General features: G+C 52.1%; 15 protein-coding genes. All 15 read right to left on the bottom strand.

The genetic code is table 11. The features are described from left to right. Window positions 1–16 precede the first annotated feature (16 nt). The 15 genes from hisC to HPT30_RS23285 all read right to left on the bottom strand — a co-directional run bounded on the left by hisC (window position 17) and on the right by HPT30_RS23285 (window position 13919). Entirely contained in the window at window positions 17–1114 is a 1098-nt protein-coding gene (hisC, locus tag HPT30_RS23215) for a histidinol-phosphate transaminase (RefSeq protein ID WP_175373684.1), read from the bottom strand. Between the two features lie 28 nt (window positions 1115–1142). Further along, a complete protein-coding gene (gene trpA / locus HPT30_RS23220) occupies window positions 1143–1964 on the bottom strand; it encodes a tryptophan synthase subunit alpha (RefSeq protein ID WP_175373685.1) in 822 nt (273 codons plus the stop codon). Then, window positions 1961–3160 (bottom strand): tryptophan synthase subunit beta, encoded by a 1200-nt coding sequence (trpB, locus tag HPT30_RS23225; RefSeq protein ID WP_175373686.1) that lies wholly within the window; start codon window positions 3158–3160, stop codon window positions 1961–1963. Before trpB ends, trpA begins: the two co-directional genes overlap by 4 nt. Beyond that, window positions 3157–3837, bottom strand: coding sequence for a phosphoribosylanthranilate isomerase (locus HPT30_RS23230; protein ID WP_175373687.1), 681 nt, complete (start codon window positions 3835–3837; stop codon window positions 3157–3159). The genes trpB and HPT30_RS23230 overlap by 4 nt, the downstream gene beginning before the upstream one ends. Continuing rightward, entirely contained in the window at window positions 3830–4660 is an 831-nt protein-coding gene (trpC, locus tag HPT30_RS23235) for an indole-3-glycerol phosphate synthase TrpC (RefSeq protein WP_175373688.1), read from the bottom strand. The genes HPT30_RS23230 and trpC overlap by 8 nt, the downstream gene beginning before the upstream one ends. Continuing rightward, a complete protein-coding gene (trpD, locus tag HPT30_RS23240) occupies window positions 4650–5690 on the bottom strand; it encodes an anthranilate phosphoribosyltransferase (protein WP_175373689.1) in 1041 nt (346 codons plus the stop codon). Before trpD ends, trpC begins: the two co-directional genes overlap by 11 nt. Window positions 5691–5723: 33 nt before the next feature. Continuing rightward, window positions 5724–7277 (bottom strand): anthranilate synthase component I, encoded by a 1554-nt coding sequence (gene trpE / locus HPT30_RS23245; protein ID WP_175373690.1) that lies wholly within the window; start codon window positions 7275–7277, stop codon window positions 5724–5726. A 330-nt stretch (window positions 7278–7607) separates the two neighbouring features. Further along, on the bottom strand, window positions 7608–7982 hold the full coding sequence (gene aroH / locus HPT30_RS23250) for a chorismate mutase (protein ID WP_066363256.1): 375 nt from the start codon (window positions 7980–7982) through the stop codon (window positions 7608–7610). Further along, window positions 7976–9079 (bottom strand): 3-dehydroquinate synthase, encoded by a 1104-nt coding sequence (gene aroB / locus HPT30_RS23255; RefSeq protein WP_175373691.1) that lies wholly within the window; start codon window positions 9077–9079, stop codon window positions 7976–7978. The genes aroH and aroB overlap by 7 nt, the downstream gene beginning before the upstream one ends. Window positions 9080–9081: 2 nt before the next feature. Next, window positions 9082–10251: a chorismate synthase gene (gene aroC / locus HPT30_RS23260; RefSeq protein WP_175373692.1), complete on the bottom strand. Its 1170-nt coding sequence runs from the start codon at window positions 10249–10251 to the stop codon at window positions 9082–9084. Between the two features lie 191 nt (window positions 10252–10442). Beyond that, window positions 10443–10604 (bottom strand): hypothetical protein, encoded by a 162-nt coding sequence (locus tag HPT30_RS23265; protein WP_175373693.1) that lies wholly within the window; start codon window positions 10602–10604, stop codon window positions 10443–10445. A 109-nt stretch (window positions 10605–10713) separates the two neighbouring features. Beyond that, window positions 10714–11517 carry a CheR family methyltransferase gene (locus HPT30_RS23270; protein ID WP_175373694.1) on the bottom strand — a complete coding sequence of 268 codons (804 nt, stop codon included), beginning with the start codon at window positions 11515–11517 and terminating at the stop codon, window positions 10714–10716. 26 nt (window positions 11518–11543) lie between these two features. Next, window positions 11544–11987, bottom strand: a complete 444-nt coding sequence (gene ndk / locus HPT30_RS23275) for a nucleoside-diphosphate kinase (RefSeq protein ID WP_175373695.1) — start codon at window positions 11985–11987, stop codon at window positions 11544–11546. A 109-nt stretch (window positions 11988–12096) separates the two neighbouring features. Then, on the bottom strand, window positions 12097–13065 hold the full coding sequence (locus HPT30_RS23280) for a polyprenyl synthetase family protein (protein WP_175373696.1): 969 nt from the start codon (window positions 13063–13065) through the stop codon (window positions 12097–12099). Next, window positions 13062–13919, bottom strand: a complete 858-nt coding sequence (locus HPT30_RS23285) for a menaquinone biosynthetic enzyme MqnA/MqnD family protein (RefSeq protein WP_175373697.1) — start codon at window positions 13917–13919, stop codon at window positions 13062–13064. The genes HPT30_RS23280 and HPT30_RS23285 overlap by 4 nt, the downstream gene beginning before the upstream one ends. Between the last annotated feature and the right edge of the window lie 2 nt (window positions 13920–13921).

A 13921-nucleotide genomic window follows, 5' to 3' on the forward strand; every position in this document is an offset into this window, starting at 1 on the left:
GTTCACTTGTATCAAGTTATGCCCGCACACCCTGCTCGGACAACACTTCCTCCAGCGCGGAGATCAGGGCTTTATTCTGCTCAGTGGAACCCACCGTAGCACGAATGTAAGTTGGATATACTTGATGACCTGCTCTGACAATGACCCCTTTGCGTAGTAACGCATCAAAGATCTCTTGGCCAGGTTTACGCACATCCACCATAATGAAATTACCGTGCGCCGGGAAAGATTTCAGACCAAGGCGTTCAAACTCTCCCTGAAGCTGTACAATGCCCGCACTGTTAAGACGACGACATTCTTGCACATAGTCCTGATCCTGCAGAGCAGCCAGCGCTGCCGCCTGAGAGATTCGGGTCGTATTGAATGGCTCGCGCACCTTGTTGATCAACGAAATGATAGATGGGCTGGCAACACCGTAGCCAATCCGCAGAGCAGCCAATCCGTAGATTTTGGAGAAGGTACGCAGCACTACAAGGTTAGGATAGGTGCCGAGCAGCTTGATGCCGTCTGTATAGGACAGATCGGTAACGTACTCACAGTAAGCCTCATCGAGCACAACCATGACATGAGCAGGCACTGCATCCAGGAAGGCAAGCAGTGCATCATGCGCTACAATGGTTCCTGTAGGGTTATTTGGGTTGCAGATCCAGATGATCTTGGTGCGGTCCGTAACACGGGCCAGAATGCCATCTAGGTCATGTGTTCCGTCGATCAGCGGCACTTCAATTGTAATCGCGCTTTCGATGTCCGCATTGCTCTTATAGACAGAGAAGGTCTGATCAGCCATGATCGTCTCATCGCCAGGCAAGAGGAACGCACGTGTAATCAGCGCAATGATCTCATCAGAGCCACAGCCAAAAATAATATTGTCATTCTTCACGCCAAGATGAGCAGCCAGCGCAGTTGTCAATTCAACAGCTGACCCGTCCGGATAAAGGTACAGATTGTCCAGTTCCTTGATAATCGCGGCTTTCGCGCTAGGCGAAGCCCCGTAAGGATTCTCATTCGAAGCCAGCTTAATAACTTCCTTTAAGCCAAGCTCTCTTTTAACATCTTCAATAGGCTTCCCTGGTTTGTAGACTGGCAAGTCTACGATATTCGGTTTAGGATTCATGAACCGTCCTCACTCTCCACAAATGTAGTTATGGTTTTAATTGTGCCACAAATTCACGAATTTGCAACAGCCCCGCCTGGCGAGTGGAAGGGCTATCCAGCAGGGGAATCACATCCTCCACTTTGCGGACGATCGCACTGCCCACCACAACCCCGTCACATATCTTGGCGAAGCGGGCTACCTGTTCACCAGTCGAAATTCCAAATCCCACAGCAACCGGAAGATCTGTCGCTTCGCGTACGGATTGGATAAAGGCATCGACGCCTTCATGAAAAGAGGACCGTTCCCCCGTAACACCCAGCGAAGATACGCAATACACGAAACCGCTGGCCCCATTCACGATTCGGGCGATACGTTCGCTAGAGGTTGGAGCCACCAGCGGTACGAGATTAATTCCGGCGGCGCGGCTGCGGCTGCGCATATCCTCCGCTTCCTCGATGGGTAGATCAGGAATAATCAATCCACTGATTTCATGAGCATCGAGTTCGGCAAAAAAGTTGTCCAGGCCCATTTGCAGCACGGGATTGTAGTAGGTGAACAAAATGAACGGCAGCTGGCTGCCGGCTTGACGCGCTTTGAGCGCGGTCTCCATACAAGTGCGGATATTAACCTGTCCGCGCAGCGCCCGTGTGGAAGCCCGCTGAATGACCGGACCGTCAGCAAGCGGATCGGAATAAGGTACTCCCAGCTCCAGGATGTCCGCTCCGGCGGCTTCCAGTTCGGCGATAATGGCCAATGTCGTCTCCAGATCGGGATCACCCACGGTAAGAAAAGGAATCAACGCCGTACGTCCTTCTGCCTTCAGCTTCCGGAACACCAGATCCATCCGGTTCGTCGTTTCGGTTGTCATGCTTTTTCCGCCCCTTCCGTGTACGCCATAATCGATTCTACATCCTTATCGCCACGGCCGGACAAACAGATGACTACGATATCATCCTTCGTCAAGGTTGGCGCAATCTTCACTACCTGAGCAATGGCGTGAGCCGACTCCAAGGCAGGAATGATACCTTCTGTGACACACAGCAGTTTCAGTGCATCCAGCGCTTCAGCATCAGTGATCGGCACATACTGCGCACGCTTGATATCCTTCAGATAGGAATGCTCTGGTCCAACACCCGGATAATCCAGACCTGCCGATATGGAGTGAGCTTCCTGCACCTGACCATATTCATCCTGCAACAGATAGCTCATAGAGCCCTGGAAGACCCCATGGGTTCCCTTGCTCATGGTAGCTGCATGATAAGGCGTGTCCACCCCTTTACCCGCTGCTTCAACACCGATCAGTCCAACATTTTCATCTTCCACAAAAGGATAGAACATCCCGATGGCATTGCTGCCTCCTCCAATAGCCGCGACCAGCAGATCTGGCAGACGGCCTTCGGCCTCCAGAATCTGACGGCGGGTCTCATCCCCGATCACCCGCTGGAAGTTGCGGACCATCATCGGATACGGGTGCGGCCCTACCGCTGAACCCAGCACGTAGAACGTATCATCTACATGACTGACCCAATAGCGGAGTGCTTCATTACCGGCATCTTTGAGCGTTCGCGTACCGGAGGTTACAGGAATGACCTCTGCGCCAAGCAGCTTCATGCGGAAAACGTTCAAGGCCTGACGACGAGTATCCTCCTCACCCATGAATACCTTGCACTCCATCCCGAGCAGTGCTGCCACAGTAGCGGTAGCAACACCATGCTGGCCTGCACCGGTCTCGGCGATCACCTTCGTTTTCCCCATCTTTTTAGCCAGAATCCCTTGCGCAATAGCGTTGTTGATTTTATGCGCACCAGTGTGGTTCAGGTCTTCCCGCTTCAGATAGATTTTGGCTTCGCCCAGATGCTTGCTAAGGCGTTCCGCGTAATACAGCGGCGTTTCCCGCCCGGAGTATTGCTTGAGCAGATAATCTATTTCTTCCTGAAAAGCAGGGTCTGCCGAGTGCTTGCGATAGGCTTCCTCCAGCTCAATCAGTGCATTCATCAAAGTCTCGGGTACGAAGCGGCCCCCGAAAGAACCGAAACGTCCATGCTGATCCGGTACCTGTGTCATGATTGCTTCACCCTTTCCACAAAAGCGGTCATTTTGATAATATCCTTGATGCCGTCGCTCTCTACACCACTGGAGACATCTACGCCGTCCGGCGCGTATTGCTCCAGCAGCTCCCCAACATTGCCGGGATGAAGCCCGCCAGCGACAAACAGCGGCAGTCCATGTGCAGCAGCCGCTTCTCGGTAAGCCGGTATCAGTTCCCAGGCAAAGGTACGGCCGGAACCTCCACTCTGCAAAGGATCGTAGGTATCGAGCAGGAGCGCGTCTACACTCCCTGCGTACAATTCAAGAGAAGCCAGACCTTTCCCGGCAGCAGCACCGCCCGTCTCCTGCACCGATAGGGCCTTCCATACCTGAACTTCAGGAAAAGCAAGCTTCACCGCCCGGCAAAACGCCGGACTCTCGTTCCCGTGCAGCTGAATGACATCCAGCTGCACGACATCAAGCAACTCTCTGAGCTCTGCCAGCTCAGGGTTGACAAAGACACCGGCAGCCTTGGGAATGCTGCCGGTCTTCCAATTCCGCAGCTCCGCAATCAGCTCTGCGGCTCTTTCCGTCGTCACGTTTCGACGGCTGGGAGCAAAGACGAACCCGATATAATCCAAAGACAAGCGCTCCATAGATTTTAGCACTTCAACGTCCTGAAGTCCACAGATTTTTACCTTTGTCTCAGCCATGACGGACACGGCCCTTTCCTTCGGGCAGAGGACCCAGCAGAACATTCACTGCAGTCTCTACATCTGGCTGGCGCATCAAGTACTCTCCGACCAACACACCCTGCGCCCCTCTTGTGGCTAAATAGGCGATATCCGCAGGTCCGGCAATCCCGCTCTCGCTGATCACCGGCACACCCGCCGGAATTTCTCCGGCCAGCTCTGCTGTGGTGGCAAGCGAAGTCTCGAACGTCCGCAGATTACGGTTATTGATCCCCAGCAGCACATGCGGGGCCGTTCCTTTTCCGGTATCCAATACTGTCGCAAGCTCGCTACGATCATGTACCTCAATCAGCACATCGAGACCAAGATTCGCGGCCGTATCTGTGAACGAAGCCAGCGCTGTCGGTGTAAGGATAGCCGCGATCAGTAGCACCGCGTCCGCGCCAAGCAGGCGGGCTTCATAGATTTGCTTCTCATCGATGATAAAATCCTTACGCAGCAGCGGTAGGCCAACAGCCTCGCGAACCTGCTGCAGATAAGCGCCGCTGCCTTGAAAATATTCCTTGTCCGTCAGCACGGACAAGCAATCCGCGCCTCCTGCTTCATAACCCCTGGCAATGGCAACAGGATCGAAATCAGCACGGATCAACCCTTTGGACGGTGACGCCTTCTTCACTTCGGCGATCAGCCCCATTTCCCGGTTCCTGCGGCTCACCAGGGCTTCACGGAAGCCTCTGGTTCCCGGCAGTGCTGCAATCTCGCGTTCAGCCTGGGCTAAGGAAAAGTTGGCCGCCAGCGTTTCTACTTCTTTAATTTTGGTGGCAACAATTTTATCAAGATACATAGTTAAGTTCCTCCGTCATCGCTACAAGCTGTTCCAGCTTGGATAATGCCTGCCCTGAATCTACTACTGCCTTAGCCTTCTCCACGCCTCCGGCCAGCGTATCGGCAAGACCTGCTACATAGATGCAGGCTCCCGCGTTCGCCAGAACAATATCCCGGTATGGGCTGACTTGGCCTTGCAGTACCGATGTAATAATTGCGGCATTCTCAGCTGCATCTCCGCCCAGTACGTCTTCCAGCGGGTGCATAGTGAGACCCAGCTCCTGTGGTGTCACCTCATAGGTGCTAACCACACCATTCTTCAGCTCCGACACCAGTGTCGGTGCAGAGATACTGATCTCATCCAGACCATCCAGGCTGCTGACGACCATAGCCCGCTTGGAGCCAAGCTCCTTCAGGACAGTCGCTATGGTTGCTGTCTTGCTGCGGTCATAGATGCCAAGAAGCTGGCGGTCTGCACCAGCGGGGTTAGTTAGTGGACCAAGCATGTTAAATACTGTACGAACACCCAGCTCACGGCGTGGTGCCGCCGCATGCCGCATGGAGGGATGATAGATCTGTGCGAACAGGAAGCAAATGCCGATACTGTCCAGACATTGACGTGCCTGCTCGGCATTGAGATGGATATTAACGCCCAGAGCTTCCAGCACATCAGCACTGCCAGCGCGTCCTGAGGCCGAACGATTGCCGTGCTTGGCGACCCTTACAGACGCTGCAGCCGAAATAATCGCCGAGACTGTGGAAATGTTGAACTTATGAATACCCGAGCCGCCTGTGCCGCAAGTGTCCAGCAGACGGGCACTCTCTGTAGATACATGCGTACCGAAGCCGCGCATCGCTTCCGCAAACCCGGTAATTTCATCTACGGTTTCCCCTTTAATCCGCAGTGCGGTTAGCAGGCCACCAATCTGTGCAGAAGATGCCTTTCCGTCCATAATCGCGCCCATAATGTCCCGCGCCTCGTTACGGGAAAGATCCTTGCCTTCTATCAAACCGGCGAGTCCCGATTGTATCAATTTCGTTGCCTCCATGCTCTCTTCCTCCTGTTCAGTTGAATGATTCTATCAAGGGGTATATTCATACATGTAATCCTGATTGATTACCTGTTTCTCTTTGACTTGTGCCGGAAACATCGCTTCTGCCATCCGGATCGCCTTCAGCATGCCTTTCGCCTTGTTCATTGTTTCTTCGTACTCTTTCTCAGGAACGGAATCCCACACAATTCCCGCCCCAGCCTGCACATAGGCTCTGCCTTCACGGAAAATAATGGTGCGGATCGTGATGCAGGAGTCCATGTTACCGGAAAACCCGAGATAACCTATAGCGCCTGCATAAGCGCCCCGCGCTTCCTTTTCCAGCTCCGCGATGATTTCCATCGCCCGCAGCTTCGGTGCACCAGAGACTGTTCCCGCCGGCAAGCAGGAGAGGAAGGCATCGAAGAAATCCTTATCCTCAGCCAGTGTACCTGACACTCCGGAGACCATGTGCATGACATGCGAGTATTTCTCAATCTCCATGAATGAATCGCATTTTACGGTGCCGAATTTCGAGACCCGGCCGAGATCATTACGTCCAAGATCGACGAGCATCAAATGCTCGGCGCGCTCTTTTTCATCCTCCAGCAATTCGGCAGCCAGCGCACGGTCCGCAGCTTCATTCACACCTCTGGGACGGGTTCCGGCGATCGGCCGCGTCTCCACCCGGCTACCATCCACTTTGACTAATGCCTCTGGCGAGGTGCCGACGATGATCTCCTCATCCATTTTCAGATAATACATATAGGGTGAAGGATTAAGTGTTCTCAGCAGACGATAGACATGAAGCGGTGAGACCTCAGTTTCAATATGCAGCCGTTGTGACAGCACCACTTGAAAAATATCTCCGGCCCGGATATACTCCTTGGCCTGCTCCACATTGTTCATATACTGTTCCTTCGTCAGATTTGAGTGGATATCTCCCAGCTCAATATCTTCTGGAAGACTACGCTTGTTAACGTTCTCCTTGGGCCCTTCTTTCTGCAATTCTTCGGCCATTTCCTCCAGTCCCGCACTAAGGGCCTCATAACTTGCGCGAATATCTGCATCGGTGTCGCCGTCCTTAATATGCAGATTGCCAATCAGCAGAAGCTGCTGCTTCACATGATCGAACACAATAATCCGGTCACAAAACATAAAACGGATATCATCCATCTTCAGATCATCATTAGCATGCGGGGAGAGCTTCTCGTAATACTGTAGCAGATCATATCCGAAGAATCCGATAGCTCCACCCGTAAACGGAGGCATCTCAGGCAGCTTGGGACTACGGTAGGAACGAAGTAGCGCCTTAAGCTCCTCTATCGGCTTGCCTTTCAGGTGCTTTTTCTCACCACCAACCTCAACCTCGATCACTCCCTTTTTGCCGGAGATCAACAGGAACGGGTCGCTGCCAATGAAGGAATACCGGGCCCACTGGATGCCGCCCTCCACACTTTCAAGCAAAAATGCATGGTCACGTGAAGCAAAACGCTGGAAGAGCCGGATCGGCGTCTCCATATCGGCAAGCAGCCGTTTTACGACAGGGATCAGATTATAGTCCCGCGACAGTGCCACTACTTGTTCAACACTCGGATTCGTCATTAGGTTACCTCCTGAGGGAATGGTTGGTTTATAAAAATCAAAAAAACCTCTACCGAAGTAGAGGTTTGTGTAAGTAAGTATATGAAATAGAGCATAGGACAATCAGCAGCGCATTTGCAGAAATATCCCTAAATGGCTGCACTGAATACACTTATCCCGTAATCAGTCCACTCAAAAAAGAATCCTTCTCACTCTATGCTCTCAGCTAATCTCATCTAAATCCTGTACTCAACTCTGCTATACTCATCTCAACTAAACTAATCTCTGCTATACTCGGCTAACTACACTATACATGATGACAGAGGTCACTGACAACCCCGAATCATTAATTTATGACTTGCTCTGTGATAGATCTGGACGAAGCTTACGCGCTTCATTCAAATAAACATGATGGATCTCACGCTGTGCCTTCTCCGTATTAACCTGTACCATCAGACGGATACATTGAGGCAAGCTGCCCTTGACTGGTATCTCAACGGCGCACATTAGCGGCACCATTTCCCAGCCTTCCATCTCCCGAATGGCTCGGGCCGGGAATGTAGCATCCAGATCCTCAGTCATCGTAATCCAGACACTGCAAATATCCTCGGCAATAACATCATTGCGTTCTACGATTTCTCGCAATAGCACAACGGTCTCCCGCAGAATCTCCGCTTCTTCATTGCCCGTCACAGTTGTTGCTCCGCGAATTCCCCGGTTTACCACGGGCTTCCCTCCTTCTTGAGCTGTGCAATAACCTCGCGTACCAGCGATGCCTGCACATCATCAACAATACTTACCGTTCCGATATCATCCGGTACGATAAAGGTCATTCGGCCTTCCTTGAATTTCTTGTCATGCATCATAGCTTCCATCAGCTCGTCCTCACTGTACTCGGCAGGAAGAGTGACTGGAAGTCCAAGCGACGTCAACATGGAGACTGTCTCATCATAGATAGATTTGTCACGACCCAGCTTCACAGCCAGAAGTGCCGAACCTGCCATTCCAATCGCAATGGCTTCCCCATGCAGGAATACTCCATAGCCGCCAACCGCTTCAATCGCGTGGCCGATTGTGTGCCCAAGGTTCAGAATGGCACGCAGACCCTGCTCACGTTCATCGGTTGACACGACCTGAGCCTTAATGGCACAGCCGCGTTCTAGCGCATAACCTAGAGCTTCAGGCTGCAGTGCCAGCAGTTCAGCCGCATGCTCCCGACACCAGTAAGCAAAATCCTTATCCAGGATGAGGCCATGCTTCACTACTTCCGCAAGGCCGGAAGAGACTTGACGTGCCGGTAATGAAGCCAGCGTATCCAAATCATAGAGCACCATTGACGGCTGATAAAAAGCACCGATCATATTCTTCGCCAGCGGATGATTCACTGCCACCTTGCCGCCTACACTACTGTCATGTGCCAGAATCGTTGTAGGAATCTGGAGGAATCCGATTCCCCGCATGTAAGTTGCGGCCACGAAGCCAGCCAAATCACCAACAACACCACCGCCCAGGGCCAGCACCGCCGAACGGCGGTCCAGTCCAGCCTGGATGGCTGTAGTCATTACCTCTTCATAGACGGCCAGCGACTTGGAAGCTTCACCAGCTGCAATAATGTGATGAACAACAGTATATCCATAGTCCCTTAAGGCAGCTTCCAACGCCGGAAGGTAGCGCGGGGCTACTTCCGAATCGCTGACGATCAGCAGCGGGCTGCGAACCGGGAATCCGGCCTCCGCACATCGCTCACCAATTTCCGCCAGCAAGCCGCTGCCGATATGAATCGGATAAGAACGTTCACCCAATTCTACCCTGATGCTGCGCATGACTAGTAACGCTCCAGTTGGGCGAGGTAGTTGTCATAGTTGGCCTTGATTTCTTCCATGGAATCTCCACCGAATTTGTCGAGGAAGCCTTTCGCAATCTCCCATGCCACAACGTTCTCCAGAACTACACAAGCTGCTGGCACTGCACATGCATCCGAACGTTCCACTTGGGCCGTGAACGGCTCCTTCGTATCAATATCCACACTTTGCAGTGGCTTGTAGAGCGTAGGGATTGGCTTCATAACGCCGCGAACCACTACCGGCATGCCGTTGGTCATGCCACCTTCAAAACCGCCCAGACGATTGCTCGCCCGGTAGTACCCTTTGGAGGCCTCGTAGGCAATCTCGTCATGCACCTGCGAACCGCGCAGCTTGCCTGCTTCAAAGCCGATACCGATCTCCACGCCCTTGAACGCATTGATGGACATTACCGCTCCGGCAATGGCACCATCCAGCTTGCGATCAGACTGAACATGGCTGCCTAGTCCGATAGGAAGACCTTCAACAATACACTCGACGATGCCTCCGATGGAGTCGCCTTCTTCTTTGATCTTGTCTATGTAGGACTCCATTTTTTGTTCTGTCTCTTTATCCACAACTCTTACAGAGGATTCCTCTGTACGGGCGATCAATTCATCGATAGGTAGATCATTCGCAGGCGCTTCAATCTCGCCGATTCGAATAACCTGTCCAGCAATTTTCACGCCAAACGCTGCCAGAAACTGTCTAGCCACCGCGCCGCAGGCCACTCTTGCTGCCGTCTCGCGCGCGCTGGAGCGCTCCAGTACATTACGCAGGTCGGTATGGTTGTACTTCAATCCACCGTTAAGATCCGCATGACCTGGACGTGGGCGATTAACCCGGCGTTTCTCTTCGTCGCTGCCCGGAATCGGCTCGATATTCATGATATTTCTCCAGTGCGTCCAGTCCTTATTCTCTACAACTAGCGCTACTGGCGCACCTGTGGTGTAACCATGACGTACCCCTCCAACAATCTGGGCGGTATCTTTCTCAATTTGCATCCGCCGGCCACGGCCATATCCTTTTTGACGGCGCTGCAATTGGAAATTCAACTCTTCAAAATTCAGTGTAAGATTGCTTGGCAATCCCTCGATAATGGCAGTAAGCTGGGGGCCGTGCGTTTCCCCCGCTGTTAAATAGCGTAAACTCATGCTGCGTTCCCCCTTCACACTTTTAAACTGTAAACCGCTAAAATGTTGATGATCTTTGCTCATTATAGTATAGGGAATCCGCTTTGACAAGGAACTTCACTTCCTTGCAAAGATCCCCCCAGGAACTTAAAAAGCGCCGCCTATACCCTTTTGGGTATAAACGACGCCCCTCTGGGCCCGGATGATGCAGATCAGCTGCCGACACGCCGTCTGCCCTCAGGCAAGACTTTATTGTCCGCCTCTAGCTGTAACAGGGTCTTAAGCTGCACATCATCCATGCCGAGAATTTGCCCGCACTCACGAACGGTAATGAAACCGCGCCGGTAGGCGGCAATAACCTTACTTTTGTCCATCAGTTAAACGACCTTTCGCTTCGTACTGGGAATGCTATCTAAGATCCAGTATCGCTGGAACCAGTGCAAAGTATACGTACAGGCTGCTTAAAAGATAGAAAAGAAGATTTTATTTTTTCCGGTAGAAGAACGTTTCCGTCGTTTCAAAGCCATACTGGCCCGGGGTGAAGATCTGCTCCGTGCTGCCGACAAAAAGATACCCGCCGGGACGAAGGCTTTGTGCGAATTTGTGATACAGCTTATGCTTCGCTTCCTCCGTGAAATAGATCATCACGTTGCGGCAAATAATGAGGTCGAACCCGTCATCGAACTTGTCCAGCAGCAAATTCTGCTTGCGGAAATCAACATGCTTCTTCAGAGAGTCGCTGACCTTAAGAACCGGACCTTCAGGTGCAAAGTAGCGGGCCGCCACATCCTTCGGCACATCCTTGATGGAACGCTCCAGGTACAGGCCCTGCTTCGCCTTTGCCAAGGCACCATCATCAATGTCTGTAGCAAGAATACCTGTATGCCCCAGAATGCCCTTATCGGACAGGATCATGGCCAGCGTATACGGCTCTTCCCCTGTCGAACAAGCTGCACTCCACAGCTTCAGCTTACGGCTGGAACGTTCCAGTTCTGGAAGGATGACATCCCGCAGCACTTCCCAGCGATTAGGATTACGCCAAAATTCGGAGACATTGATCGTCATCCGATCCAAAAATTCGTAGAATAAGGCCTTGTCCTTAAGCATCGCCGCGTAGAAATCGGTGAAGCTTCTATAATTATTTTTCATCCGCAACGTGGTCAGACGACGCTTCATCTGCGCTTCTTTGTACTGAGCCAGGTCGATACCTGTGCTCTGCTTGACGTTATGAATAAACCCGAGATAATCCGGGTCTGTTGTGACTGTTTGATTATCAAGATCAGACATTCTATCTCCTGCCTCCCGCCCGAAACTTACATCCAGACTGCGATGTCTTTGTTATACTGCACCAATTCTTCGGGAGCAAAGAAATTGGCGATTTCCCGTTCCGCACTTTCCGGCGAATCGGAACCATGAATCAAGTTAAGCGGGGTGTGACTGGCAAAATCACCGCGGATTGTTCCCGGCAGTGCCTCCCCAACCTTGGTCTTGCCGATGAGCAGACGGCTCAGGGCAATCACATCATCGCCTTCCCAGACCATTGCAAATACAGGACCAGACGTAATGAAGCCCACCAGCTCATGGAAAAAATCCTTGCCTTCATGCTCTGCATAATGTCTCTTGGCCTGCTCTTCCGTAACTTGAATCAGCTTGGCAGCAGCCAGCTTAAAGCCCTTATCCTCCAGACGGGCCACAATCCGCCCGATCAATCCGCGCTGAACACCGTCCGGCTTAATCATCAGATATGTTTTTTCCATAGGTCACTCTCCATTTTCCTATACATAGGATGGGTGTTTATGAGAATTAAGGAAGTATATACTTTCTGATATTAGCAGAAACCGGGCGATATGTGAACGCTTAAATCATTTAATAAGCCCGACCTGTTACGAAAAAAGCAATATCACGAAGGCTTCGCTTCGTCTTGTTATTCGGCAGTGCTTCAAGCGCAGTCAGAGCCTTCTCAATATAACGGGAAGCCAGATCCTCGGCCCTGGTAATCCCCTCTCCCGACAGAATAAGATCAATGGCACGGCCTACCCCTCTCTGACCTTTGCGAATAGCATCCAGCTCCTCTAGCAGAGGAAGCCGTAAGCTTTCATCCTCCAGGCTATAAATGACAGGAAGGGTGATGTTACCCTGTCTCATATCACTACCCGGCGGCTTCCCGATTTGTTTCTCCGTCCCGGAAAGATCGAGCAGATCATCACGGATCTGAAACGCCATACCGACGTTGTATCCGTAATTATAGAGCAGCCGCGCCACCCCTGGCTCCGCATCTGCAGCAAGCGCGCCAAGCTGGCAGCTGATCGCAATCAGCAGTGCTGTCTTACGGCGGATGCGCCGCAGATAATGGCGTACACTCTGCCCGCTGTTAAAAAAATCCCGGATCTGCTCCATCTCTCCGATAGACATTTCCACCATCGCTCTGGATAAAATCTCATGAATGCGCGGATTCTTCAGCTCAGTAGTCATCACAAGCGCCTTGGCGTAGATATAATCCCCTGTGTACATGGCAATTTTATCATCCCACTTGGCTTTAACCGTTTGCTCGCCGCGGCGCAGCTCGGCATCATCTATGACATCATCATGTACCAGTGAAGCGCTGTGAATCAGCTCCAGAGGAACAGCCACCCGCTTCAGCTTCTCCAGGTCATAGGTTCCGAATTTGCCACCCATGAGTACAAAGACAGGGCGCAGGCGTTTGCCCCCAGCCTTCAGCAGATGCAGTGAGGTCTCGGTCAGCAGTTCGTCGTCACCCTGAACACTGCGGTACAGTTCTTTTTCAATCTGGTCCATATCCTTATTTAGCATGCCAAATATTTGCAGTCGTTTCATTCCTTCACCCGTGTCAGCAGATTGTGGCTCCAAAGCTCCATCTTCACTTCCTGCGGCAGCAGGCCCATTTCATAGGCATAGCGGAAATAGAGGTTCAAACCTTCCTGCTGCCTTTCTTCAAAGTCATAACACAAATTGCGGAAGTATCCGTACCAGTAAGCCTCCGTACCGCCAACCGTACGCATGGCTTCGGACACAATCGGAGCAAGATCACGCACCCCGCGCCGTTTGCTCTCCGCAAAGGCTTCAGCGATCTCCGCGACCGCAGCGAATTGGTTACGCGCCGCATCCCGGTTCACAGCCCAGACTGCAAAGGTCATGCCAAGTCCGGTCCACTTTTTCCAGAACTCACCGAGATCTGTCACCATATACCCCTTATTCTGCCAGGAAGCCTTGATGGCATTATCTCCGATCAAGAGACAGGCGTCGGCGACCTCCATCATTGCGTCCAAATCAGGTTCTGCACTTATGTACTGCGGGTGTCCTCCGATAGCCTTCTGCATAATTATCTTCAACAGATTAGTCGAAGTTGCCGATGTGTTGGTAACCGCTATGATTCCATCCGCAATTTCTTCCAGCGGCTTCTTGGAGAACAGCAGGATGGACCTTACAGGTCCGTCTGAACTGACCGACAGAGAGGGAAGCAACAACAGACGGTCACTGGCCTCAGCATAAGCGAAGGAGGAAAGTGCACCCACATGAATGCTCCCCTCACTCATGCCCCGGTTCAGAACGGCTGGCACCTCACTGACCATTGTCGCCGGATGTTTCAGGGAAGAAGGATGAAAGTTGTGAAAGACCGGCCATGAGTTGGTATAACTTATTTTTCCAATTACAGTAGCACTGTTGCTCATCT

It is taken from the genome of Paenibacillus agri, from assembly GCF_013359945.1.
Taxonomy (GTDB): Bacteria; Bacillota; Bacilli; order Paenibacillales; family Paenibacillaceae; genus Paenibacillus_AQ; species Paenibacillus_AQ agri.

Coding starts and splice junctions, on each gene's coding strand:
- hisC (WP_175373684.1), bottom strand. CDS start 1,114: ATGAATCCTAAACCGAATATCGTAGACTTGCCAGTCTACAAACCAGGG.
- HPT30_RS23230 (WP_175373687.1), bottom strand. CDS start 3,837: ATGGCTGAGACAAAGGTAAAAATCTGTGGACTTCAGGACGTTGAAGTG.
- HPT30_RS23265 (WP_175373693.1), bottom strand. CDS start 10,604: ATGGACAAAAGTAAGGTTATTGCCGCCTACCGGCGCGGTTTCATTACC.
- trpE (WP_175373690.1), bottom strand. CDS start 7,277: ATGACGAATCCGAGTGTTGAACAAGTAGTGGCACTGTCGCGGGACTAT.
- HPT30_RS23280 (WP_175373696.1), bottom strand. CDS start 13,065: ATGAAACGACTGCAAATATTTGGCATGCTAAATAAGGATATGGACCAG.
- ndk (WP_175373695.1), bottom strand. CDS start 11,987: ATGGAAAAAACATATCTGATGATTAAGCCGGACGGTGTTCAGCGCGGA.
- trpB (WP_175373686.1), bottom strand. CDS start 3,160: ATGACACAGGTACCGGATCAGCATGGACGTTTCGGTTCTTTCGGGGGC.
- trpC (WP_175373688.1), bottom strand. CDS start 4,660: ATGTATCTTGATAAAATTGTTGCCACCAAAATTAAAGAAGTAGAAACG.
- aroC (WP_175373692.1), bottom strand. CDS start 10,251: ATGAGTTTACGCTATTTAACAGCGGGGGAAACGCACGGCCCCCAGCTT.
- trpA (WP_175373685.1), bottom strand. CDS start 1,964: ATGACAACCGAAACGACGAACCGGATGGATCTGGTGTTCCGGAAGCTG.
- HPT30_RS23285 (WP_175373697.1), bottom strand. CDS start 13,919: ATGAGCAACAGTGCTACTGTAATTGGAAAAATAAGTTATACCAACTCA.
- trpD (WP_175373689.1), bottom strand. CDS start 5,690: ATGGAGGCAACGAAATTGATACAATCGGGACTCGCCGGTTTGATAGAA.
- HPT30_RS23270 (WP_175373694.1), bottom strand. CDS start 11,517: ATGTCTGATCTTGATAATCAAACAGTCACAACAGACCCGGATTATCTC.
- aroB (WP_175373691.1), bottom strand. CDS start 9,079: ATGCGCAGCATCAGGGTAGAATTGGGTGAACGTTCTTATCCGATTCAT.